Origin of the sequence: Enterobacter sp. CPE_E890, from assembly GCF_046521475.1 — a bacterium.
In the GTDB taxonomy this organism is placed as follows: Bacteria; Pseudomonadota; Gammaproteobacteria; order Enterobacterales; family Enterobacteriaceae; genus Enterobacter; species Enterobacter adelaidei.
This window is the reverse complement of record NZ_JBKFZW010000001.1, coordinates 2,818,735-2,842,133: the sequence shown is the minus strand read 5'-3', so window position 1 is coordinate 2,842,133 and position 23,399 is coordinate 2,818,735. Positions and strand designations below refer to the sequence as shown.

The 23,399-nt window shown below is 55.2% G+C and carries 18 protein-coding genes and 2 pseudogenes; 10 read left to right on the top strand and 10 right to left on the bottom strand.

Annotation, left to right across the window (positions count from 1 at the left end):
- Positions 1-54: 54 nt before the first annotated feature.
- Both ACLHV9_RS13950 and dadX read left to right on the top strand, forming a co-directional pair.
- A complete protein-coding gene (locus ACLHV9_RS13950) occupies positions 55-1,353 on the top strand; it encodes a D-amino acid dehydrogenase (RefSeq protein WP_028018688.1) in 1,299 nt (432 codons plus the stop codon).
- A gap of 9 nt (positions 1,354-1,362) precedes the next feature.
- On the top strand, positions 1,363-2,433 hold the full coding sequence (dadX, locus tag ACLHV9_RS13945) for a catabolic alanine racemase DadX (RefSeq protein ID WP_108089702.1): 1,071 nt from the start codon (positions 1,363-1,365) through the stop codon (positions 2,431-2,433).
- A 46-nt stretch (positions 2,434-2,479) separates the two neighbouring features.
- On the opposite strand, the gene ACLHV9_RS13940 is transcribed toward dadX, so the two are convergent.
- Positions 2,480-4,213, bottom strand: coding sequence for a potassium/proton antiporter (locus ACLHV9_RS13940; RefSeq protein WP_028018690.1), 1,734 nt, complete (start codon positions 4,211-4,213; stop codon positions 2,480-2,482).
- Between the two features lie 97 nt (positions 4,214-4,310).
- The gene (gene ldcA / locus ACLHV9_RS13935) at positions 4,311-5,225 is read right to left on the bottom strand and encodes a muramoyltetrapeptide carboxypeptidase (protein WP_108089703.1); all 915 of its coding nucleotides are present in this window, start codon (positions 5,223-5,225) and stop codon (positions 4,311-4,313) included.
- Positions 5,226-5,332: 107 nt separating this feature from the next.
- Between ldcA and emtA the strand changes: the two genes are divergently transcribed.
- Entirely contained in the window at positions 5,333-5,944 is a 612-nt protein-coding gene (emtA, locus tag ACLHV9_RS13930; protein ID WP_028018692.1) for a membrane-bound lytic murein transglycosylase EmtA, read from the top strand.
- Positions 5,945-5,982: 38 nt separating this feature from the next.
- Here the strand turns inward: emtA and ACLHV9_RS13925 are convergent, their stop codons facing one another.
- The gene (locus ACLHV9_RS13925) at positions 5,983-6,714 is read right to left on the bottom strand and encodes a flagellar brake protein (RefSeq protein WP_028018693.1); all 732 of its coding nucleotides are present in this window, start codon (positions 6,712-6,714) and stop codon (positions 5,983-5,985) included.
- A 208-nt stretch (positions 6,715-6,922) separates the two neighbouring features.
- Between ACLHV9_RS13925 and ACLHV9_RS13920 the strand changes: the two genes are divergently transcribed.
- A complete protein-coding gene (locus ACLHV9_RS13920; RefSeq protein ID WP_028018694.1) occupies positions 6,923-7,177 on the top strand; it encodes a GlsB/YeaQ/YmgE family stress response membrane protein in 255 nt (84 codons plus the stop codon).
- Between the two features lie 112 nt (positions 7,178-7,289).
- Positions 7,290-9,392 carry a TonB-dependent siderophore receptor gene (locus tag ACLHV9_RS13915; protein WP_108089704.1) on the top strand — a complete coding sequence of 701 codons (2,103 nt, stop codon included), beginning with the start codon at positions 7,290-7,292 and terminating at the stop codon, positions 9,390-9,392.
- A gap of 64 nt (positions 9,393-9,456) precedes the next feature.
- Here the strand turns inward: ACLHV9_RS13915 and ACLHV9_RS13910 are convergent, their stop codons facing one another.
- Both ACLHV9_RS13910 and ACLHV9_RS13905 read right to left on the bottom strand, forming a co-directional pair.
- Positions 9,457-11,142, bottom strand: a complete 1,686-nt coding sequence (locus tag ACLHV9_RS13910) for an alpha,alpha-trehalase (protein ID WP_108089705.1) — start codon at positions 11,140-11,142, stop codon at positions 9,457-9,459.
- Between the two features lie 102 nt (positions 11,143-11,244).
- A complete protein-coding gene (locus ACLHV9_RS13905) occupies positions 11,245-12,201 on the bottom strand; it encodes an AraC family transcriptional regulator (protein WP_028018697.1) in 957 nt (318 codons plus the stop codon).
- A 115-nt stretch (positions 12,202-12,316) separates the two neighbouring features.
- Between ACLHV9_RS13905 and ACLHV9_RS13900 the strand changes: the two genes are divergently transcribed.
- Positions 12,317-13,504 (top strand): MFS transporter, encoded by a 1,188-nt coding sequence (locus ACLHV9_RS13900; protein WP_134708072.1) that lies wholly within the window; start codon positions 12,317-12,319, stop codon positions 13,502-13,504.
- Positions 13,505-13,545: 41 nt separating this feature from the next.
- Here the strand turns inward: ACLHV9_RS13900 and ACLHV9_RS13895 are convergent.
- Positions 13,546-14,136, bottom strand: a pseudogene (locus ACLHV9_RS13895) (type I glyceraldehyde-3-phosphate dehydrogenase); the annotation flags it as partial.
- A gap of 93 nt (positions 14,137-14,229) precedes the next feature.
- Here ACLHV9_RS13895 and ACLHV9_RS13890 point away from each other — a divergent pair.
- Positions 14,230-15,350 (top strand): IS3-like element ISSen4 family transposase gene (locus ACLHV9_RS13890; RefSeq protein ID WP_087451024.1). Its coding sequence is split into 2 segments (ribosomal slippage): positions 14,230-14,488 and positions 14,488-15,350, totalling 1,122 coding nucleotides; the frame shifts between segments, so codons are not numbered across the junction.
- Positions 15,351-15,379: 29 nt separating this feature from the next.
- On the opposite strand, the pseudogene ACLHV9_RS13885 reads toward ACLHV9_RS13890, so the two are convergent.
- Both ACLHV9_RS13885 and ACLHV9_RS13880 read right to left on the bottom strand, forming a co-directional pair.
- Positions 15,380-15,781 (bottom strand): annotated as a pseudogene (locus tag ACLHV9_RS13885) (glyceraldehyde 3-phosphate dehydrogenase NAD-binding domain-containing protein); the annotation flags it as partial.
- A 78-nt stretch (positions 15,782-15,859) separates the two neighbouring features.
- Positions 15,860-16,840 carry a GlxA family transcriptional regulator gene (locus tag ACLHV9_RS13880; protein ID WP_108089709.1) on the bottom strand — a complete coding sequence of 327 codons (981 nt, stop codon included), beginning with the start codon at positions 16,838-16,840 and terminating at the stop codon, positions 15,860-15,862.
- Between the two features lie 149 nt (positions 16,841-16,989).
- On the opposite strand from ACLHV9_RS13880, the gene ACLHV9_RS13875 reads away from it, so the two are divergent.
- Together ACLHV9_RS13875 and ACLHV9_RS13870 are read left to right on the top strand one after the other, a co-directional pair.
- Positions 16,990-17,961, top strand: a complete 972-nt coding sequence (locus tag ACLHV9_RS13875; protein WP_108089863.1) for a fatty acid desaturase — start codon at positions 16,990-16,992, stop codon at positions 17,959-17,961.
- Entirely contained in the window at positions 17,954-18,700 is a 747-nt protein-coding gene (locus ACLHV9_RS13870; RefSeq protein WP_028018702.1) for a phosphate/phosphite/phosphonate ABC transporter substrate-binding protein, read from the top strand. The genes ACLHV9_RS13875 and ACLHV9_RS13870 overlap by 8 nt, the downstream gene beginning before the upstream one ends.
- Here the strand turns inward: ACLHV9_RS13870 and ACLHV9_RS13865 are convergent.
- Both ACLHV9_RS13865 and ACLHV9_RS13860 read right to left on the bottom strand, forming a co-directional pair.
- Positions 18,679-19,575 carry a LysR family transcriptional regulator gene (locus ACLHV9_RS13865; protein WP_028018703.1) on the bottom strand — a complete coding sequence of 299 codons (897 nt, stop codon included), beginning with the start codon at positions 19,573-19,575 and terminating at the stop codon, positions 18,679-18,681. The genes ACLHV9_RS13870 and ACLHV9_RS13865 overlap by 22 nt on opposite strands.
- A gap of 22 nt (positions 19,576-19,597) precedes the next feature.
- Positions 19,598-21,886 carry an FdhF/YdeP family oxidoreductase gene (locus ACLHV9_RS13860; RefSeq protein WP_028018704.1) on the bottom strand — a complete coding sequence of 763 codons (2,289 nt, stop codon included), beginning with the start codon at positions 21,884-21,886 and terminating at the stop codon, positions 19,598-19,600.
- A gap of 1,000 nt (positions 21,887-22,886) precedes the next feature.
- Between ACLHV9_RS13860 and ACLHV9_RS13855 the strand changes: the two genes are divergently transcribed.
- Positions 22,887-23,381, top strand: a complete 495-nt coding sequence (locus tag ACLHV9_RS13855; protein ID WP_028018705.1) for a hypothetical protein — start codon at positions 22,887-22,889, stop codon at positions 23,379-23,381.
- Positions 23,382-23,399: the final 18 nt, after the last annotated feature.

Sequence of the window (23,399 nt, the reverse complement as noted above, 5' to 3'; positions counted from 1 at the left end):
TAGGTTATCAATCTGTAATTAGAAGATTGTTCTTTTGCACATAATGGAGTGGCTATGCGTGTTGTCATACTGGGAAGTGGTGTCGTTGGCGTAACCAGCGCCTGGTATTTAAGTCAGGCGGGACATGACGTAACCGTTATCGATCGTGAATCCGGTCCAGCGCTTGAAACCAGCGCGGCAAACGCCGGGCAAATCTCTCCGGGCTATGCGGCGCCGTGGGCGGCACCCGGTGTTCCGCTGAAGGCGATTAAATGGATGTTCCAGCGCCATGCGCCGCTGGCCATCAGCCTCGACGGCACCCAGTTTCAGCTGAAGTGGATGTGGCAGATGCTGCGCAACTGCGACACCCGCCACTACATGGAAAACAAAGGGCGCATGGTGCGTCTGGCGGAGTACAGTCGTGATTGCCTGAAAGCCTTGCGCGCGTCGACCGGCATTGAGTACGAAGGTCGCCAGGGCGGGACGCTACAGCTGTTCCGTACAGAGCAACAGTACGAAAATGCGACCCGCGATATCGCCGTGCTGGAAGATGCCGGCGTACCGTACCAGCTGCTGGAAGCGAGCCAGCTTGGTCAGGTTGAACCAGCCCTGGCGGAAGTGGCGCACAAACTGACGGGTGGTCTGCGTCTGCCTAATGACGAAACCGGTGACTGCCAGCTCTTTACGCAACGTCTGGCACAAATGTGCGAGCAGGCGGGGGTGAAATTCCGCTTTAACACCTCTGTCGATAAGCTGCTGTCGGAAGGGGAAAAGATTTACGGCGTGAAGTGTGGCGACGAAGTGATCAAAGCTGATGCTTACGTCATGGCGTTTGGCTCGTACTCCACTGCCATGCTGAAAGGCATTCTCGATATTCCGGTCTATCCGCTCAAGGGCTACTCGCTGACCATTCCGGTGAAAGAGGAGAGCGGCGCGCCTGTGTCGACCATCCTGGATGAAACCTACAAGATTGCGATTACGCGCTTCGATAACCGCATCCGCGTCGGCGGCATGGCGGAGATTGTCGGCTTCAACACCGAGCTGCTGAAGCCGCGTCGTGAAACGCTGGAGATGGTGGTGGGGGATCTCTTCCCGCGCGGGGGTTTTGTTGAGCAGGCAACGTTCTGGACCGGCCTGCGTCCAATGACTCCCGACGGCACACCGATAGTTGGGCGCACGCCGTTTAAAAATCTGTGGACCAATACCGGACACGGCACGCTTGGCTGGACGATGGCCTGCGGGTCTGGTCAACTGCTGAGCGACCTGATTTCCGGGCGCACGCCGGCCATTCCGTTTGACGATTTAAGCGCCGCACGCTATCAATCAGGGTTTACGCCGTCACGTCCACAGCACCTGCACGGCGCGCATAACTAAGGAGTCGTCATGTCCCGTCCTGTTCTGGCTCAGCTGGATCTGCAGGCCCTGAAGGATAACCTGCAAATTGTTCGCCGGGCAGCACCTGGTTCACGCGTCTGGTCGGTGGTCAAAGCGAATGCCTACGGCCACGGTATTGACCGTATCTGGAGCGCCCTCAGCGCGACCGACGGTTTTGCGTTACTGAATCTGGAAGAGGCCATTCTGCTGCGTGAACGCGGCTGGAAAGGGCCCATCCTGTTGCTTGAGGGTTTCTTCCACGCCGACGACCTGCCGTTACTTGATAAGTACCGTCTGACCACCAGCGTTCACAGCAACTGGCAAATTAAAGCCCTGCAGGATGCAAAACTGCATGCGCCGCTGGATATTTACCTCAAGGTCAACAGCGGTATGAACCGCCTGGGCTTCCAGCCTGAGCGGGTGCACACCGTCTGGCAACAGCTGCGTGCGCTGAAGAATGTGGGTGAAATGACGTTGATGGCGCACTTTGCCGATGCGGAAAAACCTGATGGCATTGCCGATGCCATGGTGCGTATTGAGCAGGCGGCTGAAGGGCTGGATTGTCCGCGCTCGCTGTCAAACTCAGCCGCCACGCTATGGCATCCTGAAGCCCACTATAACTGGGTACGACCGGGGATTGTCTTGTACGGCGCATCTCCGTCAGGTCAGTGGCAGGATATCGCCAACAGCGGCCTGAAGCCGGTCATGACCCTGCGCAGTGAAATTATTGGCGTGCAGACGCTGAAGGCCGGTGACACGGTGGGCTACGGCAGCCGTTACCGGGCGAAGGGCGAGCAACGGATTGGTATTGTGGCGGGCGGCTATGCCGACGGCTACCCGCGCATCGCCCCGACCGGTACGCCAGTCCTGGTAGATGGTGTGCGCACCGGTACGGTGGGTACCATCTCTATGGATATGCTGGCCGTTGATTTGACGCCATGCCCGCAGGCGGGGATCGGTTCACCGGTTGAGCTGTGGGGTAACGAAATCAAAATTGATGATGTGGCTGCCGCGGCGGGAACGGTGGGGTACGAATTAATGTGCGCGCTGGCACCAAGAGTGCCGGTTGTGACGGTGTAACATATATTCGCCGGGTAGCGCGAGCGCTTACCCGGCAAAAAAACTACTACTCCGCTTCCTCGTCCATTGGCCTCACGCCAACTTTCCTGACCTCGTTATCTTCTTTCTCGGCCACCGTCCAGATCATCCCGGCAAACTCCACCTGGTCACCAACGACGGGGGCTGCACCCAGCAGTTGTTGAATGATTTCACCCAGCGTTTGCTGTTTATCACGGTACTCCAGTCCTTCATCCAGACCGTAAATCAGCGCCACATCGGCAAACTTGGCACTCGCTTCCAGAATAAAATCACCAAAGAAGCGCTGATCCAGCGCCACCGGTGGTGACTGACTGAACAGCTTGCCCAGCGCAGGCAGATCGCGTTCGCGGCCAATGACACACAGGATATCGCCTTCGCGCAGACGAGTACTGCCGGTAGGGTGCAGCAGGGCATTATCACGGAACAAGGCGGCAATACGCGTTTCGGCCGGCATATGTAAATCGCGCAGCGATGCTCCCACACACCATTTGTCGGCGCTCAGTTGATAGACGAACTGTTCCCATGGGTTCTCAGGGTGAATGTCCAGCCCCACGCGGGAAACCGGCCAGCCGACAGGAGGGACCACCACTTTGGCTTTTTTCGCTGCCCACCCGAGTGAGGTTCCCTGGAACAGTAGGGAAATCAGTACCACAAAGAACGCCACGTTAAAGAACAACCGCGCATTATCCAGACCGGCCATCATCGGGAAGACGGCAAGAATAATCGGCACCGCACCTCGCAGCCCCACCCAACTGATAAAAACCCGTTCACGTAGATTGAAACCGCGAAACGGCAGCAGGCCCGCAAACACCGACAGCGGACGGGCGAAGAAGATCATCCATGCTGAAAGCAACAGCGCCGGAACGGCAATCGGCAACAGGTCTGACGGAGTAACCAGCAGACCCAGCACCAGGAACATGCCGATTTGCGCCAGCCATGCCAGACCGTCGAAATTCTGCAAAATGGCGTGACGGTTGCGAATCGGACGGTTGCCCATCAGGAATCCGCAGAGATAAACCGCCAGAATGCCGCTGCCGTCCAGCGCCGTGGTAACGGCAAAAATCAGAATGCCGCCGCTCAGCGCCAGCAGAGGGTAAAGCCCCAGAGGAAGCGAGATACGGTTGATCATCTGCTGTAACAGATAACCTCCCGCCAGACCGATGAAAATACCCAGACCGAACTGCTGCAGAATATGCCAGGCAAACATCCAGCTCAGCCCGTTTTCGTGCTGCTGAATCATCTCGATTAACGTGATGGTGAGAAACACCGCCATCGGATCGTTACTGCCGGATTCAATCTCAAGCGTGGAACCGACACGTTCGTTAAGCCCTTTTCCGCCGAGCAGGGAAAACACGGCTGCGGCATCGGTTGAGCCAACGATAGCGCCAATCAGCAAACCTTCCATGATATTGAGATGGAAAAGCCACGCGGCCATCATCCCGGTCAGTCCAGAGGTAATCAACACACCGACCGTGGCGAGCGACAGTGCAGGCCCTAAGGCCACGCGGAATGAACTCGCCTGGGTGCGCATCCCGCCGTCCAGCAGGATCACCGCCAGCGCGAGGTTACTCACCATGTAAGCGAAAGGGTAGTTATCGAATGGGATACCGCCGATGCCATCAATGCCAGCCAGCATGCCGATGGCAAGGAAAATAACAAGAATAGGTATGCCGAGACGCGATGAAAATGAACTTAATAAAATACTGCTGGTTACAAGCACAGAACCCAGAATGAAAAGGCTGATTATCGCTGCGGCATCCAATGTTGTCTTTCTCCCACCTCAATGTTAACGCTGTTACTAAAACCCTAACATATTAACGGTGGCAACAGCGTTTTATTAAGGGGGTTAAACGGTTTTTTTATGCCTTTATGACAGGATGGCCGCTGATACTTAGTCGACTGCCTGAATCATCATGAATCAGTGCGGCGTGCGCGCCCAGCGCCAGGGTCACAGTCTGCTGCTCATGGCCAAAATCCAGCCCCGTAATAACCGGGATATCCAGCCGCGAGCGAATGAAATCGACCATAGTCTCAAGAGAATAACCTGCGTCATAATCATTCGGTGCCGAGCCGCTAAAACTGCCCAGTACAATCGCGGACTGACGTTCGAGGATCCCGGCGTGATAAAGCTGCAATAACATACGCTCAACGCGGAACGGATGTTCGTTGATATCTTCCAGCACCAGAATGCCGTCCTCAATTTGCGGCAGCCACGGCGTACCAATCAGCGAGACCAGCATCGCCAGGTTGCCGCCCCAGAGCTGGCCTTCACATTCCCAGTGCGGCCCATTGCCTTGCCACTCCACGCTGTAGGTGGGATTACGCAGCGCGCGCCAGAAATGCTCCTGGGTGAAGGTATCCAGTTCCGGCGCACCGAAGTTACCGGCCAGCATCGGGCCGCTGAAGGTGATGACGTTATGCAAGGCCAGCAGCCCAATCTGGATCGCCGTGAAATCGCTGTGTCCGCAGATCAGCAGCGGATCCTGTTGTTGACGCTGTGCCAGCCCTTGCCAGTCGATACTCTCCAGTAAGCGGCTCGCACCGTATCCCCCGCGCACCGCGAGCACAATCTGGTTTTCGCCCTTCAGGTTCACCAGGTTATTAATATCATTCAGCCTCTGCGCTTCCGTTCCGGCAAAACGCTGAAGACGGCGGGGGATAATCGTCTGATTTTCTACCTGATGGCCGGATTCCAGCAAGCGCTGAACGCCCCGTTGTGCCGCGTCCTGGTTAATGCAGTAGCCCGACGGCGCGATGAGATGAAACTGAGACATGGCAATTCCTTGCTGAATGAGAAACTAATTGTCTATATCATGCCGCTTATACGCCGCCTGCTTCAAGAGGCGGCGCACCGCGATGACCGGCTATAAGGATAGATGACGTGAAATTGAGATGGTTTGCTTTTTTGATTGTGTTGCTTGCTGGCTGTAGTTCAAAACATGATTATCAAAACCCGCCCTGGAACCCGGAAGTGCCCGTAAAACGGGCCATGCAGTGGATGCCGATCAGTGAACAAGCCGGAAAGGCCTGGGGCGTCAGTCCACGACTGATCACGGCGATTATTGCGGTGGAGTCCGGCGGTAATCCAACGCTCGTCAGCAAATCCAACGCGGTGGGGCTGATGCAGCTTAAAGCGTCAACGGCGGGAAAAGAGGTCTACCGTTACATGGGCTGGAGTGGTCAGCCGTCGACCAGTGAGCTGAAGAACCCGGAACGCAACATTTCGATGGGGACCGCCTACCTGAGCATTATGGAGCATGGGGTGCTGAAGGGGATTCAGGACCCGGAAGTGATGCAGTATGCGCTGGTGGTGTCTTATGTAAACGGTGCCGGCGCGTTGCTCAGAACCTTCTCCTCTGACCGGAAAGAGGCGATAGCAGAAATTAATGGCATGGATAAAGATGAGTTCTTTGAGCATGTAGCTAAGAATCACCCGGCACCACAGGCACCTCGTTATATCTGGAAAGTTCAGAAAGCGATGGATGCTATGTAATGCCGTAGACGGGCGGCGGTTATGCTGCCCGACTTTTCTCACAGAACTTTATTGGCGCGTTGCCGCGCTTCCCGCTCCAGTGAATAGATAATACGCTGAAGCTCGCGCTCTGCGCCGGGCCCCACGTTAAGGAAACGGAAGCTCAGGCGTGGCGTAGTGATAGTCTCGTTTTTGCTGTCTACGACTTTGCGATCGCTGATGGCAATCAGCTGTGCATCAAAATAAAAGCGACCCCAGCCTCCCATATCCAGTTCTATCTGGGTAAAGCGCATGCCTTCAACCAATCCCTCAGGAGTCGCGGTATCCATCAGCGCGCCCATACCGCCCAGAGACAGATCGAAGAGGCGGAAACGGATCTCTTTTTTGTCAGGCATTTTGGCCTTACAAAAATAGGCTGGCTGAAGCGGAGCGCTGATGCGGAAATACTCACGACGCTGGACAAACCAGAGATTGGTGGGAAGAGGCGTAACAAAAGCAGGAAGCCCCTGGTATTCACTCAGTTCCAGTCGTGGCAGCACAAACTCCACTTTCGCACCCTGCGTTTCGGCCATCACTGCGATATTTTCCGCTTTCAGTGCGGCACGGTTTTCATACTCCTGACTGCCCAGGTCGATAACCAGCCGCTCCTGCGAGGCATCAAGGATCTTGCTGATGAACTGATTATTCGACCAACTGATGCGCAGCGGCACTTCGCCTTTTTGCAGGTCGCGTAATACCCCTAATACAGCCAGCGGATTTTGCTTGAGGAACTGCTCACTGTAATGACTCACGCCGGATGGCTCCTTGAAAGATGACAGACTGTCTTAGCGTTATCGGCAATCAACAATGAAACTTAATACAAACCGGTGAGTTTTTTTTGCCTGTTTAAGCAAAGATAAGTCGGTGAGATGAAAATGGTTTTCCGGCGATGACCTATACTTAAGTTAGCTGTGCAGAAGGTTTTCTGCGCACGCGTTAAACCTGCAAGAGGGCATCGCTATGGGTATCATCGCCTGGATTATCTTTGGTCTAATTGCCGGCGCTATTGCCAAACTGATCATGCCGGGGCGTGATGGTGGCGGTTTTATTTTGACCTGTGTACTCGGGGTCGTTGGTGCGGTTGTGGGCGGCTGGCTGGCGACGATGTTTGGCTTTGGAGGCAACATAAGTGGTTTCGACCTGCACAGTTTTCTGGTCGCTGTCGTGGGTGCCATTGTGGTGCTGGGCATATTCAGGTTACTGCGACGAGCATAAATTGACATAAACGGCTCTCTGCGGAGGGCCGTTTTTTTGCCGGAGTATTGATTTGCTAATCTAAATGATAATAATTGTCGTTCCTAATTGTATCTAACAACAAGACGACATTATGAATACCTCACGTTTTGCGCTGTGCGCCCTAGCAGGTGCCGTCACGCTGGCATTGCAGGCCCAGGCCTTTGCCGAAGAATCCACCATCGTTGTTACGGGCTCAGAGCAGGGCAGCGCGCTACCGGCCTGGACGAACAGCGCCACGAAATCGGCCGTTGCTGAAAGTAAAACGCCGCAGGTCATAACGACCCTCTCTGCGCCGGAAATAGAAAAGCGTCACGCGAATTCGGTGAATGAAATCCTGCGCTATGCCCCGGGCGTCTCAACCGAGGTACGGGGGAATACCTCCTATATGAGCGAATATAAAATTCGTGGCTTTACCGTTGACCAGGAGTTCTACAACGGGCTGCAATTACCCTATAACGTCACCGGAAACACCAAGGCGCGCATCGATCCGCTGTTAATAGACAGCGTTGATATCCTGAAAGGTCCCTCATCGGTCCTTTACGGCGGCGGTTCGCCGGGCGGGCTGGTGAATATCCAAAGTAAAAAGCCGCAGCGAGAAGCCCGAACTGAGGTCGGTTTTAACACCGGGAACCGTAATCTGAAAGAGGGCTATCTCGACTCAACCGGACAAATTGCCGGCAGCGACTGGAGTTATCGTCTGCTGGGTAAAGCGACGGAAAATGACGATCAGCCGCACACTACCCGGTATGAAAACTACCTGATTGCCCCATCTGTCACCTGGCAACCGGACAGTAAAACCCGCCTCACCCTGGATGCCCTGGCGCAAAATACCCCGAGCCTGACGCCGTCTAATCCGTTGCCGCTCGCTTACCTGCGCTCGAAATACGCGGGCAAACGCGATTACGCCGGAGATGAGTGGAATGGATTTAAGCAGCGTCAGTGGATGCTGGGCTACAGCTTCGAACACGAATTTGACAGCGGTTGGGGCTTTAATCAGAAAGCGCGCTATTTCGACGTTGATACCCACCAGCGCAGCGCCTACGCGACAGGGACAGGAAGCGAGGTATACCAGCTCAACCGCTTTGCCTACACCACCGATGAAGACCTTAAGAGCTTTAACATCGATAACCAGGTGACCAAAACCGTTACGCTGGGTGACTGGAAACACCATCTGCTGGCCGGGTTTGACTATCAGAAGCTGAACTCCCATTTCCACTATCGCTACGCGTCGGCCACGCCGGGTATGGATATGCGTCATCCTGACTATTCGCAGATCCAGGAAAGCGCGCTGGGGCTCTACACCGCCCAGAAAAACCGTCTCAGCTACCAACAGAACGGTTATTACCTGCAGGATCAGGTGGAATTTGGCGGCCTCAACCTGCTGGGCAGCTTGCGCTACGACGATTACCGCTCCGTCACCACCAATTATCTGCAAAACGGCGATAAAGCCTGGGTATCGCAGGACCGCTTTACCAAACGCCTGGGGGCGCTTTACGCCTTCGACAACGGGATTTCGCCATTTATCAGCTACTCAGAAGGTTTTGCGCCGGTGTCACCGCAGGGAACGCTCGTGGCGAAAGACGTCAAACCGACCACCAGCAAGCAGGTGGAAGGCGGGGTAAAATATCTGCTGGCCGACTATGCCACCACCTTTACCGCCTCGGTGTTTAACATCCGTCAGAAAAACGTCGTCACCTCCGATCCGGGATTCCTGAACTATCGTCAGACCGGGGAAGTGGAATCAAAAGGGGCAGAACTGTCCGCCATCAGCCGTCCGATGGATAACCTGACGCTGATTGCTAACTATGCCTACACCCACGCGATCAATACGGAAGATGACAAGTACAAAGGGAAACGTCCAACGCAGGTGCCGGAAAACGCCTTTAATCTCTGGGGGGATTACACCTTTGAGAACACGGCGTTGAAAGGGTTGATGCTGGGTGCGGGCGCACGCTACACCGGGCCGATGGAAATCTCTCCGGCTAACGATGCGGGTAAACTGGGTGGTGCAACGCAGTACGATCTGGCGGCTTCGTACCGGATGGGGGAAATTATGCCTTCGCTGGCAGGGCTGACGCTTAAGGCCAGCGCACAGAACATCACCAACAAAGAGACGCTAACCTGCTACGACGCGACCAACTGCTGGATTGGGCGTGACAGGACGTATCAGCTAGGGGCGAGTTACAGTTTCTAAGCAAAGCCCGGTGAGTACAAAACGTAGGCCGGGTAAGGCGTAGCCGCCACCCGGCAATACTCACTTACTGCGCCGTCGCTTTCACCGGTGCCACCTCATCATTTGCCGCAGGCTGATTTTCCGGCACGCTGTCACACGGTTTCGCTTTCGGACACACCCGATCCAGCATCTTCAGCGTTACGCCGTTACTCCAGCCGAAGCCGTCCTGCAGCGGATACTCGCCTCCGCCGCCACCGGTCCCGGTTGTCGACACGTCATATTTCTCGACCAGTTTCTTTTCGCGGTCGTAAGTATGCTGAACGTTCTTCAGGAAGCGCCAGGTTACCTCCATCGAGACCTTCTCTTGCCCGTAATTTTGCAGACCTTCCGCGGCCACCCACTGCAGCGGAGCCCAGCCGTTTGGCGCGTCCCATTGCTGGCCGCTACTGATAGTGGTGGTGGTAATTCCGCCTGGTTTCAACAAGCGAGACGAGGTTGCCGCTGCCACTTTGTCGGCCCGATCCTGCGCCGCCGCCTTCACGTAAAGTGGGAACAGGGCTGCCGCCGTGAGTTGATTACGCACCTTTTTGCTCTTGAGATCGTAATCGGCGTACCAGCCCTCTTTATCATTCCACAGATGGCTCTCGATGGCTTTCTGACGCGCGGTTGCCAGCGTTTCGTATTTGCTCGCGCTGGCGGCATCGTCACTTTCCTGGCTTGCCCGCGCCAGCAGTTTTTCCATCTTAAACATCAGGGCATTCAGATCGACGGGCACAATGCTGGTGGTCCGGATCGTGCCGAGCTTTTGCGGATCGTCCATCCAGCGGGAGCTAAAATCCCAGCCCGAAGCCGCAGCGGAACGTAAATCACGGTAGATCTCCGTCGCGGGACGGTTAGGGTTACTTTTGGCGGTATTCACATCGTCAAGCCAGGACTCCGGGCGCGGGGTATCGCGGTCATCCCAGTAGCGGTTGAGAATGGTGCCATCATCCAGTTTCACCACCCGTTTACTGGCTTGCCCCGGCTGAAGGGCATCTACGCCATCCATCCAGTAAGCGTACTCTTTCTCCATCTGCGGACGATATTTCTTCAGCGCATCGCTGTCGTGGGTCGCCAGCAGCTCAACCATCATTGAGAAAAACGGTGGCTGGGAGCGGCTCAGGTAGTAGCTACGGTTGCCGTTGGGAATGTGGCCGAAGGTGTCAATCTCATACGCAAAGTTATCCACCATGTCGCTGATTTTGTCCCAGTGATTGCTTTCCGCCAGGCCCAGCATGGTGAAATAGCTGTCCCAGTAGTAGACCTCACGGAAACGCCCGCCGGGCACCACGTAAGGTTTGGGTAACGGCAGAAGGGAATCCCATTTGTTGCTGGCTTTATCCGTGGTGCGCGTCAGTACGGGCCAGAGATCGTCAATGTGCTCACGTAAACTTTGTCCAGCAGGCGGAACATATTTTTCCCCTTCCGCAGGGAGCGTGAAGTTCATCTCGACAAAGTGGCGTAAGTCAAAGCTGGACTGCGTGTGCTGCATCCGATAATCCGCCAGAATCATTAGCGGGTCGCTTTTAGGGATGGCATCAGCGAAGGTTTTCTGATCGGGAAACAGTTTGGCACTTTGCACATCATTGAAAAGAGGGCCCAGCAAGATATCAGGTGAGGTTGTCTGGGTCGCGGGGCTATCGTCGGCATAACCCAATGTCGTTACGCCGAGCAGCGCGCCGCCTAACGCAAGGGGCAAGAACGCAGGGCGTAGTGTACGAGGTCTTATCATTAGTTCGTCTCCTGTCTTCACTAAACAGCGTGACCGCTGTTGTCAATCACCTGAAAACCTTAGACGAATATTGCCTGCTTCGCGTTAAATATTGCTGTTCGGTCAGGCCTCTTCCGGCGTCTGGCTGGTTTCCCGCAGCGTGCCCGGCGCATGTCCAATAATGCGCTTAAATGCCCGGCTAAATGCCGCCAGAGAGCCGTATCCCAGCCGCAGCGCGACGGTTTCAATCGGCTGATTTTCGTGTCGAATGTACTGAATGGCCAGCCTCATCCTCAGCTCGCTGAGATATTTTGCCGGCGTAGTTCCCGTCGCCGCCAGAAACCGTTCTGCGAATACAGAACGGGAAGTCCCCGCTTCTTTTGCCAGGTCTGCCACGCTCCAGTTCAGGCCAGGCTGCTGGTGCATGGCGTAAATGGCGCGGCTCAGGCGTGGGTCACGCAGTACCTGCACCCAGCCGGTGGCTTTGCCACAGCCGCCTTCAACCCAGCCACGTACGATTAACGCTGCCACCACGTCGGCCAGCCGCGCAAGGATCCCTGCGTACCCGGCCTGACGCGCCACGGATTCCCGCTCCATCGCCGCCAGCAACGGATGGATCTCCGGCCAGGTGGACATCAACCGGCTGACCATCATCACTTCCGGCATCGCCTTGATCAGCGGTTGCATCCCGCCCAGCTCAAAATCCATGCACCCGCTAAAGATGATGGTGTTCTCGCTTTCCGGGCAGGGCTCGCAGGTGATGGCACACACCGAGCTGCAGATGGGCTCGCTGGGAAAGGCGTTAATGGGCGTAATGGTCGCCTGCTCGTCTGAGAGCAGGGCATGGGAATTGCCGGCAGGAATAAAAAGGGCGTCACCACTGCTCAGTTCGAACGTTGTACCGCTCTCCATTCGCAGCAGGGCGCTACCGTGGCTTACAAAATGAAACTGCGCCCTACCGGGTGCCTGATGGAACGCGACGCCAAACGGTGCACTGGCCTGGATGCGCCGGTATTTCACACCTGACAGGCGCATGCCGCGTAAAAGTTCGCTGATCAGATCGGGTGACTGTACGGTCATGGCGCAACTCCGGACGAATAATCAATAAGTGGAGATTATATGTCATAGATCGTCCAGGGTGAACCTTCTATGCTTTTGCGACAGTTGTCACATTTTCATAACGGGAGAACAACAGATGAATTCATGTGTCGCGGCGAGAGAGGCCATCGCGCCTGCAAAACCCGCCTGGCGAGCGGTCTATTCACTGGGGCTGGGAGTGTTTGGGTTGATTACGGCAGAATTTCTGCCCGCCAGTTTGCTGACGCCGATGGCTGCGAGCCTGGGGGTAAGTGAGGGGATGGCCGGTCAGGCCGTAACCGCCACCGCACTGGTGGCGCTGGTCACGGGATTGCTGATCACGCCGGCCACCAAGAACATCGACCGCCGCTGGGTATTGATGTTTTTCTCCGTGCTGCAAATCATCTCCAGCCTGCTGGTGGCTTTTGCGCCCAACCTGCACGTCCTGTTGATGGGGCGCTTGCTGCTGGGGGTTGCCATCGGCGGATTCTGGGCGATGTCGACGGCCACGACGATGCGTCTGGTTCCTGCGGATAAAGTGCCGAAAGCGCTGGCGGTGATCTTCTCCAGTGTATCAATTGCCACCGTAGTTGCTGCCCCACTGGGAAGCTATCTGGGTAGCCTGATCGGCTGGCGTAACGTCTTTATTCTCTGCATTCTGCCAAGTATGCTGGCGCTGCTGTGGCAGCTCTGGGTGCTGCCTTCCATGAAACCGGAGAGCAGCGGTAGCCTGAGTACGCTGTTCCGCGTGCTGCGTCGTCCGGGGATGATCGGCGGCATGCTGGCGACCATTCTGATCTTTAGCGGCCACTTTGCTTTCTTTACCTACCTGCGTCCGTTCCTGGAAACAGTAGGTCAGGTAAGCGTTGAGAGTATTTCACTGATCCTGCTGGGTTTTGGACTCGCCAATTTTGTGGGCACCTCTGTCGCCGGGCACCTGCTGGCACGTAATCTGCGCCTGACGCTGGCGCTGGTACCGTTTGCGATGGGCGTACTCGCCCTCACGATGGTGGCGTTTGGTCATCTGGCGATGCTGGACGGGTTCCTGGTTGCGTTGTGGGGCTTTGCGTTTGGTCTGGTTCCGGTGGGCTGGTCAACCTGGCTTGCTACCACCGTTCCGGATGAAGCCGAAAGTGCAGGGGGGTTGCTGGTGGCCTCAATTCAGCTGGCAATCAGTGCGGGTGCGGCCGGGGGCGGGGCGGTATTTGACCTCAACGGTGCCAGCGGCGTATTTGCCGGAAGTGGTTTCCTGCTGGTGACGGCGATGGTGATTGTGTTTATGGGTGTGAGAGTGAAGGCGGAGTAATAAATTTGCCGGGTAAGCGTTATCGCTACCCGGCTTCAGAGTTACAACCCTTTCTTATCCATCCACAAAGCCAGATCTACCAGGCGGTTTGAGAATCCCCACTCGTTGTCATACCACGCCAGGATCTTCACCATATTCCCGCCAATCACCAGCGTGGAAAGCCCGTCGATAATTGAGGAGCGTGGGTCGCCCTGGTAATCGCTGGAGACCAGCGGTTCATCGCTATATCCCAGAATGCCTTTCAGTGGCCCGCTGGCGGCAGCGTGACGAAACGCGTCATTCACCTCTTCAACAGTCACGTTACGACTTAGCGTTACTGTTAAATCCACAATCGACACCACCGGAACCGGCACGCGCAGGGAGTAGCCTGTCAGTTTACCGTCCAGGGAAGGGATGACTTTCCCCAGCGCTTTTGCCGCACCGCTGGAGTACGGAACGATTGACAGGGCTGCAGCACGTGCCCCGCGCAGATCTTTTTCAGGCTGATCGTGCAGCGCCTGACTGTTGGTATAAGCATGGGTCGTGTTCATCAGACCATGTTGAATCCCGAACTGTTGATGTAGCACTTGCGCAGCCGGAGCCAGGCCGTTAGTGGTACAACTCCCGTTGCTTACGACAACATGCCGGGCAGGATCGTACTGCTCGTGATTGACCTGACCTGCTCCCCGTTGATTAGTACACCCCGATGTTAGTAATGTCTTCATAAGCCACATGAGGACATCCCCATGAAGAAGCGTTTTTCCGACGAACAGATCATCAGTATTCTCCGCGAAGCCGAAGCTGGGGTACCCGCCCGTGAACTCTGCCGCAAGCATGCCATTTCCGATGCCACGTTTTACACCTGGCGTAAGAAGTATGGCGGTATGGAGGTGCCTGAAGTTAAGCGCCTGAAGTCGCTTGAGGAAGAGAACGCCAGACTCAAGAAGCTGCTTGCCGAAGCCATGCTGGATAAAGAGGCGCTTCAGGTGGCTCTTGGGCGAAAGTACTGACGACAGACCAGAAGCGGGAAGCCGTGATGTTGATGTGTGATGCGACCGGTCTGTCGCAACGTCGTGCCTGCAGGCTTACAGGTTTATCCCTGTCGACCTGCCGCTATGAGGCTCACCGTCCGGCTGCTGATGCGCATTTATCAGGGCGCATCACTGAGCTGGCACTGGAGCGCAGGCGTTTTGGCTACCGTCGTATTTGGCAGTTGCTGCGCCGTGAAGGGCTTCATGTTAATCATAAGCGCGTGTACCGGCTTTATCACCTCAGTGGCCTGGGCGTAAAACGCAGAAGACGTCGTAAAGGGCTGGCAACAGAACGTCTGCCGCTGCTCCGTCCGGCGGCGCCCAATCTGACCTGGTCGATGGATTTCGTCATGGACGCACTTTCCACCGGTCGCAGGATCAAGTGTCTTACCTGCGTCGATGATTTCACAAAGGAATGCCTGACGGTCACTGTTGCCTTTGGGATTTCAGGCGTTCAGGTCACGCGTATTCTGGACAGCATTGCACTGTTTCGAGGCTATCCGGCGACGATAAGAACTGACCAGGGGCCGGAGTTCACTTGCCGTGCACTGGATCAATGGGCCTTTGAGCATGGTGTTGAGTTGCGCTTAATCCAGCCGGGCAAGCCAACGCAGAACGGATTTATTGAGAGCTTTAACGGACGATTTCGCGATGAATGTTTGAATGAGCACTGGTTCAGCGATATCGTTCATGCCAGGAAAATTATTAATGACTGGCGGCAGGATTATAACGAATGCCGCCCGCACTCCACGCTGAATTATCAGACACCGTCTGAATTTGCAGCGGGCTGGAGAAAGGGTCATTCTGAGAATGAAGATTCCGACGTTACTAACTGAGTGTTGTATCTAATCGTGGGGGCAGGTCAGACCCCCATCACTATCGTCAGATCATCGTTTTTTCCGGGAGCGGAGATGATAACGCGCTTAGCGCCACCGTGGGTGATATGCACAGCCGCTTTTTCCCGTTCAGTAAAGAAGCCGGTGGCCTCAATTACCACGTCAACACCGGCATCACGCCACGGAATATTCGCCGGGTCGCGTTCGCTATATACGGTAATTCGCTGACCATCCACCTGCAACGCGCCGTCAACTGCTTCAACGGGAACCGGCAGGGTACCGAGAAGGGAATCGTGTTTGAGCAGATGGGCGAGGGTTTTGCTGTCCGTCAAATCGTTAATGGCCACGATCTGCAGATCCGCGTTGCCCAGCGCCGCGCGCAGGAAATTACGTCCAATACGGCCGAAACCGTTAATACCGACCTTAACCATGGTGCACTCCTTATCTGTGTTGTCTGGAGTCACTGTAGGCGTCAGGTCGAATGGCGTAAACGACAAAAAAGGATCAGATTACGCCATTTTCCGGCAATGAAAACGCTGGCGATACTCACCCGGTGTGAGGTGGAGCTGTTTCTCAAACACGCGTCGCAAATTAATACTGCTGCCAAAGCCGGTTCGCTCAGCAATAAGCTCAAGGGGATCTCGGGTCTGCTCCAGCATCTGTCGGGCGGCAGCCAGACGCGCTTCAGTGACGTAGCGGGCCGGAGAAACCCCGGTTTCACGGGTAAATACGCGGGTGAAATTGCGCGGGCTCATCGCCGCTTTCCCGGCCAGATTTTCCACGCACAGGTCTTCCGTGAGGTTTTGCAGGATCCAGGTTTGCAACGCACTGAGCGGGCCAGAATCGCCGGGTTGCTGAAGGCTATAACGGCTGAACTGCAGTTGCCCACCGGGGCGGCGCAGATACATCACCATATCCTGCGCCACGTCGCGGGCGAGGGTAAAGCCATAGTCATCTTCCACCAGTGCCAGAGTCAGATCGAACCCGGAACTTACGCCGCCAGAGGTCCAGACAGGACCATCCTGAACATACAGCGGACCACTTTCGACCCTGATAGCCGGATACTGGGTTTGCATTGTCTCCAGCAGCCGCCAGTGGGTGGTCGCGCGACGACCATCGAGCAATCCCGTCTGGGCCAGCAGCATCGCACCGCCACAAATTGACGCTATCCGCCGCGCATGCGGCGCAGCAAGGTGCAGCCAGTCTACTACGGCTGTGCTCTCCTGCTCGTTCATACCGCGTCCGGTAATGATAATGGTATCCAGCGGTTCACGCGGGTCCAGCTCCGGCAGACGGTAGTCTGCCAGCAGGTTCAGGCCAGACTGACCGTGGATCACCTGATGGGGCTGGGTCGTGGCGATGATAATGCGATAGCGGGGACGCGAAATACCTTCCGGATGCAGTCGATTAGCCTGCATCAGAATGTCAGCGATACCGGCGGCTTCAAACAGCATGCCGCCGTCAGGAACGATAATCAGTATTTTCTTCATGTCCTGAAAAGTACCTTTATTGCAGAATAAGTCAAGCGGCGAAGCCTGCCCACGTTTCTGGCAAAGCAATGCGATTTAAGTTCTTTGTTATTTCAGACGTTATCCCCGATCGTCAGGGCACTGTCTCTGGCGAAACGGCGTCTGAAGGAATGGGTAAACGAAACTCCCTCTATTTACATCCGCAACAACGCGAACAAATCCGCCATCTCGCATCGGGTTTTATATGGCGAAGCGAATTGCCCACGTGGCTATTGATCGTCACTATTTATGCAGGCTGGTTTGCCACGCTGACGTTCTGGCAAACGCTCGGCCTGCTGCCCGCCACGCTGCTGCTCATCGGGTTTACCGCCTGGTACATGTCCCTGCAGCATGAGCTGATCCACGGGCATCCCACGCGTTTTGCCTGGCTTAACCAGCTGTTTGGCACCCTCCCGCTGGCGGTCTGGTATCCGTACGGCCTGTACCGGGACTCCCATCTTGCCCATCATCGGCACCATAGCCTGACCCATCCGGTGGATGACCCTGAATCGTACTATTTTACGCCGGAGAGCTGGGCGCGCTTCTCCCCCTGGCAGAAGCGCGTGATCCAGGCGCGGAATACCTTTACCGGGCGGATAGTGCTAGCGCCGCTGCTGGATATCGTTCAAACACTGGGCAGCGCCGTGGCGGCATTTCGTCATCTTCAACTGCGGGCAATATCAATGTGGCTGGTTCACGTTTTGCTGCTGGTGGCTCTCTTCGCCTGGATGACGCAGACCGGCTTTTCACCCGTCTGGTTTGTACTGGCGGTCAGTTATCCGGCGCTGGCACTGACCAAGGTTCGATCGTTTTTCGAACATCGCGCGGCGGATGACCCGCTCGCACGTTCCGTCATTAACGAGGCCGGGCTGTTCTGGCGGGTACTGTTTTTGAATCTCAACTACCATTCAGTACATCATGATTTACCGGGCGTGCCCTGGTATGGACTGAAGACGATCTACCAGCAAAACCAGGATGCGTATCGGCTGCGAAATCGTGGTTTTCTCGTTATGGGCTATGGCGAATGGTTCCGCCAGTTCTGGAGCAGACCCGTTAACGTTACCGTTCATCCGGGGAGCCAACAAAGGACAAATGATGAGTAACCTGCTGGCATTTCCCATGTATGCCGTGGATCAAGCCAATACCCGCGCGCTTTGGCTAACGGTAAAGAGGTTGCTGGTCGCACGTGGTGTGTCCGTTGACCGTGTCCCCGGCTGGCCGGAATCAAATCTGCTGACCCACTGGCAACAGCCTGAGCTTATCCTCAGCCAGACCTGTGGTTATCCGTTGGTGACGTTGCTACCGGACGTGCAGGTGGTCGGCTGTTTTCACTACACCGCTTCGGGCTGCGAGGGGATCCAGTACCGCAGTTTTCTGGTAGTGCGTGCGGAAGATCGGCATCTCACGCTGGCTGATTTTCGCGGTCGTCGCGCGGTCTGTAATTCCGCGGACTCGCAGTCCGGCTACCGTGCGCTGCGAAAAAAAGTGGCTGACGACAATTTTTTCTCACAAACAACATTCAGCGGCAGCCATCGCCAGTCGCTGATTGATGTCAAACGCGGAGAAGGTGATATCGCGGCCATCGACTGTGTGACCTGGGCGCTGCTCCAGCGTCACGAGCCGGAACGGCTTACGGGGCTCGCAGTCATTGACCGTACCCCTTTGACGCCGGGGCTGCCGCTGATCACCTCGCATAACACCTCGCCTGAAACGCTTAACGCCATTCGCGATGCGCTCCGCGCGCTGGTGGAATCACCGGAAAATCGGGACGTTTGCAACGCGGTGTTGATCGGCGGTTTTAGCGCGGTGACACGCCAGACTTACGCTTCATTGTCTGCCTGAAAAATCTCCTGAGCGTCAGTAAAACAGCGCAGCGCCAGCGAGGAGACGGGCTTCTGTCTGCGCATAATCAGGCCGACGGGCGCCTCAATGTTTGCATCGGTGATGGGGACTATCCTGAAATTGCTGTTCAGGTCTTCCAGCCCGTTGTTCAGCGGCATCACGGCGCAGCACACGCCGCTCTGCACCGCCTGAATGATCTGGAACGTGGAGTCGCTTTCAAAAACAGATTTGGGTTCGATCCCTGCGGCGTTAAAGCTGGCCTCCATATGCGCCCGGTAGTGCATCCCTTTGGTCAGGAACCCCAGAGAAAAATCCATCAGGTCGCGCCAGGTCAGCGTGTCCTGATCCAACTGAAAATGACGTGTATCGTGCAGCAGGCCCATCTTCGTCTTTGGCAGCTGGATAATGTCAAACAGGCTGGTGTCGATGCTGTTGAGGTAGCATATGCCCAGCTCAAGCTGATTGCGGCTGACGCCATCGGCGATCTGTGCCGAGGACATGGAATAAAGGCTGTAAGTCAGCTCCGGGTATTTTTGCGTCAACAGGCGGATAAAGGTCATCGGGTCCACGCTCGCCAGCGGGACCATTCCCAGGCGTAACTCACCCACCACCTGGCCTTTGCACAGCGCGGCTTCGGCCTGTAACCCGTCGTGGGCAGCAAGCAAGGCATGCGCCCATGCCAGAATGCGTTCACCTTCCGGTGTAAAGCCTTCAAAGCGCTGCCCGCGCACAATCAGCACCAGCCCAAGCTCCTCCTCCAGGCTGCGGATGCGCATGGAGAGCGTCGGCTGGGTGATGTTGCACTGCGAGGCCGCCTTACCAAAGTGGCGGGTCTGATCGAGCGCGATCAAATATTTTAGCTGTTTTATATCCATCGTTTACTCGGCGCGAACAGCCTTACAGCATGCGGATCTCTTTCGAGCGCAGGGTGATGCGAACCGGAACCGATTTATAGGACGGCGTACCGCTGTCCTTATCCAGATAATCGAGTGGAACCAGCACGTTGGCTTCCGGGTAGTACGCCCCGACAGATCCCTGTGCGATGCTGTATGCCACAACGGTAATATCTTCCAGACGCTGAACACTGCCGGGGAGGGCGGTTTCGATATCCACGCGATCGCCGTGTTCCAGCCCGGCCTGTGCCATATCATCTTCATTCATAAACAGCACATCCCGGCGGCCAAAAACGCCACGGTAGCGATCGTCCAGGGCGTAAATGGTGGTGTTGTACTGATCGTGGCTGCGCAGCGTGATCAGACGCAGAACATGCTCTCCTTCACCACTGGCATTTTCATGCACGCCGTCGAATATTGAGAACATCGCTTTGCCCGTTGCGGTTGGCCAGATACGTTTCGTTGGCGGTAGCGGCATGCGGAAGCCGCCGGGAACGCGGATCCGCGCATTGTAGTTCTCGAACCCCGGAATGGTTTGCTCGATGAGATCGCGGATGCGGTCGTAATCCTCAATCAACGTCATCCAGTCCACGCGGGTTGCCTGCAGAGTAGCTTTCGCCATGCCGGCGACAATGGCCGGTTCAGCCCGCAACAGTGGAGAAGCAGGCTTCAGCTTGCCTGAAGAGGCATGCACCATCGACATGGAATCTTCGACGGTAATGGACTGACGCCCGGTGGCCTGGACATCCAGTTCTGTACGACCAAGACACGGTAAAATAATCGTCTCTTTACCGACCAGCAGATGGGTACGGTTAAGCTTGGTCCCGACATGCACACTCAGTTCAAGTGACCCCATCGCCGGAAAACCGCGCTCGTGATCGGGCATCGCGACGGCAAAATTACCGCCGAGGCAGATGAGCGCTTTCGCGCGGCCGTCGATCATGGCTTGCGTTGCCTGCACCGCATCATGGCCGTGGTGGGAAGGGGGCTCAAACCCAAAAACGTCTTTCAGACGTTGCAGAAATGCCGGTGTCGGCTTCTCGCTAATCCCGACGGTGCGGTTCCCCTGCACGTTTGAATGACCGCGCAGAGGGCAGATCCCCGCGCCGGGCTTGCCAATATTGCCGCGCATCAGCAGCAGGTCAGCAATCAGCCGGACGTTAGCCGTGCCTTTATTGTGCTGGGTAATCCCCATCCCGTAGGTAATGATAGTGGCACTGGATTTCGCATAGGCGTCGGCCACGCTTTTAAGGGCCGCCTTGCTTAACCCTGACTCTCGCTCGATCTCGTCCCACTGCGTATGGGCAATATCGGCAGCAAAGTCCTCAAAACCCTGGGTGTGCTCGGCAATAAACGCGTGGTCGAGCACGTTACCGCGTTCGGCCTCCATGTGCAGAAGGTGTTTAGCAATACCTTTTAACGCGGCGGCATCGCCTCCGGCCTTCACCTGGAAGTAAGTCGACGCGATATCTGTCGAGCTGTAGGTCGCCATTTCAATGACGCTTTGCGGGTCAGCAAAACGTTCCAGAGCGCGTTCGCGTAGCGGGTTAAAGACGATAATCGGCACGTTGCGACGTGCAAGCTCATGAAGGGTACCCATCATCCGTGGGTGGTTAGTCCCGGGGTTGTGACCGATGGAGATCACCAGCTCTGTTTTATCAAAATCATCCAGTGAGACGGTACCTTTCCCGATACCAATCGAGCGTGGCAATCCGACGCTGGTGGCTTCGTGACACATATTCGAACAGTCGGGGAAGTTATTGGTACCGTATTCACGTGCAAAGAGCTGGAACAGGTAGGCCGCTTCGTTGGAGGCGCGCCCGGAGGTATAGAACTCAACCTGATCCGGATCGAGCTCGCGCAGGACCTCACCGATGCGTTGAAACGCCTCGTCCCATTCAACAGGCCTGAAAGTATCGCTTGCCCGGTCATAGCGCAGGGGATGTGTCAGACGGCCATATCCTTCCAGTTCAAAGTCAGACTTAGCCAGCAGTGAGGTAACTGTGTTTTCGGCCAGAAACGCCGGGGTGACGCGTTTGCTGGTCGCTTCCCAGGTCACCGCTTTCGCGCCGTTCTCACAAAACTGGAAGGTCGATTTGTGTTCTTTATCAGGCCATGCACAGCCCGGACAGTCAAAGCCGTCAGGCTGGTTGGTACGCAGCAGCGTCGCGGGGGCATCAAAGGTATCCATTTGGGTACGTACCGCAATGGCGGTGGCTTTTAACGCCCCCCAGCCTCCGGCAGGACCGTCATAGTGCCTGATTCCGGGAACTGAGCGTCTTTTCTTGTTCATACCAACTCCTGACTCGTTAACTCATACACCGTCGGACCAGTAAAACCACTGTGGGAGGCAATAAGCGCAAGCAATGATCAGCACGTGTATCAATGCACACGGTGTTGCAAAGCGCTTTATCTTAAATACCTCTTTATTACAGTGAGTTATCAACGATGTAATCTAAATATTTAAAGAAATTATAACGAAATTTTATCATTTTGATAATAAATCTTATCTATCACACATTCGGTGGGATAGATGACGCAGGAAGAAAAAATGATGTAGTAGCGGTAAAACTTCATATGAAAGGCGGGAAGGGTGAGCTAGCGGTAAACCTCAGCGTAAGTTGGTTTAGAGAAAAATCTGAACATTCTGGCAGCATAAAAGTTTACTCATGCTTAATTGTTAATTCATTCATTTGATGTCTGAATAGACAGTTATCACCATACAAAATACAAACTTATTTTGGGGTGTGAAATTAACCGCCTGCCAATGACCGAATTAATCTCATTTAAGGTGCCCTGCTGGAAAAAATAAACATACTCTATCGATGCAACAAATAATTCATAATGAATATATTCTGTGCAAACCGAAAATAAACGAAATTCTACTAATTATGGTAGTGGTGAAAATAGGTTTGTTGCGTTAATGCAACTGGTTCTCTTTTGGTTTTTTCTTTTGTGAAAACAGGTGGTTGTGTTAGTTGTTTGCCTGATAATTAGCTCATTGAGACTGCGCCACTTTGTTTGTCAGATTAATCCTATAATGCGCCAGGTGCTTCATTAACCATCACTTGCGGGGCGTTAAATATTGAATTGATGCGAAGCTCATGTAAACTTGCTTGCTGTTTGTCAAAATATGTCAGGAAGACACTGGGCCTTATTCTGAGGGGCTCGTGCGGTAGCTATGCCCGTAAAATAGTCACGCCCCGAAAATATCCTGCATGTTTTAACTTTTGTACTTAAAACAAACTTCATTCCCTCATCTTCATCATCGAAATATCGCTACGGAAAAGCATATGAAAATGCGCGTACTGTTTTCACTTCTGTTTGTAATGGCGGTGGCGGGCTGTAAAGCGCCGCAGAAACCTGTGATCAACGACGATACGATCGTGACCAGCCAGGTCAACGGCGTCACCTTAACCCACCGTCACGCCGTTACCCCCCCAGCAGAATTCACCCAACTCAATGAGCCGTATCGTGCCATGTATCCGGCATCCGTGATGAGCCGTCCTGACTTTGGCGGAAAGGTTATCCGCACGCTGGAAACCGGAAAAACCTACGTGGTGCTGGGGCAGGTTGAACACTACTGGATGGCGCTTGCCGATGAAGGACAAGACCAGCTGATTGGTTACGTGCCGATGCGCGCCGTTATCAAGGCCGATCAGTACGACGCGGCCGTGCGTAAACAGGCCATTCGTCCTAAGTCACGTAAAAAAGCAACCTGTGTCGATGTTGATGGCAACAGCAAAGCCTGCAAAGACAGCGCTAACGGTACCTGGATCCTGAACTAAACGGCTTTTATGAGCGTG

Coding starts and splice junctions, on each gene's coding strand:
- ACLHV9_RS13950 (WP_028018688.1), top strand. CDS start 55: ATGCGTGTTGTCATACTGGGAAGTGGTGTCGTTGGCGTAACCAGCGCC.
- dadX (WP_108089702.1), top strand. CDS start 1,363: ATGTCCCGTCCTGTTCTGGCTCAGCTGGATCTGCAGGCCCTGAAGGAT.
- ldcA (WP_108089703.1), bottom strand. CDS start 5,225: ATGTCTCAGTTTCATCTCATCGCGCCGTCGGGCTACTGCATTAACCAG.
- ACLHV9_RS13920 (WP_028018694.1), top strand. CDS start 6,923: ATGGGTATCATCGCCTGGATTATCTTTGGTCTAATTGCCGGCGCTATT.
- ACLHV9_RS13915 (WP_108089704.1), top strand. CDS start 7,290: ATGAATACCTCACGTTTTGCGCTGTGCGCCCTAGCAGGTGCCGTCACG.
- ACLHV9_RS13910 (WP_108089705.1), bottom strand. CDS start 11,142: ATGATAAGACCTCGTACACTACGCCCTGCGTTCTTGCCCCTTGCGTTA.
- ACLHV9_RS13905 (WP_028018697.1), bottom strand. CDS start 12,201: ATGACCGTACAGTCACCCGATCTGATCAGCGAACTTTTACGCGGCATG.
- ACLHV9_RS13900 (WP_134708072.1), top strand. CDS start 12,317: ATGAATTCATGTGTCGCGGCGAGAGAGGCCATCGCGCCTGCAAAACCC.
- ACLHV9_RS13880 (WP_108089709.1), bottom strand. CDS start 16,840: ATGAAGAAAATACTGATTATCGTTCCTGACGGCGGCATGCTGTTTGAA.
- ACLHV9_RS13875 (WP_108089863.1), top strand. CDS start 16,990: ATGGGTAAACGAAACTCCCTCTATTTACATCCGCAACAACGCGAACAA.
- ACLHV9_RS13870 (WP_028018702.1), top strand. CDS start 17,954: ATGAGTAACCTGCTGGCATTTCCCATGTATGCCGTGGATCAAGCCAAT.
- ACLHV9_RS13865 (WP_028018703.1), bottom strand. CDS start 19,575: ATGGATATAAAACAGCTAAAATATTTGATCGCGCTCGATCAGACCCGC.
- ACLHV9_RS13860 (WP_028018704.1), bottom strand. CDS start 21,886: ATGAACAAGAAAAGACGCTCAGTTCCCGGAATCAGGCACTATGACGGT.
- ACLHV9_RS13855 (WP_028018705.1), top strand. CDS start 22,887: ATGAAAATGCGCGTACTGTTTTCACTTCTGTTTGTAATGGCGGTGGCG.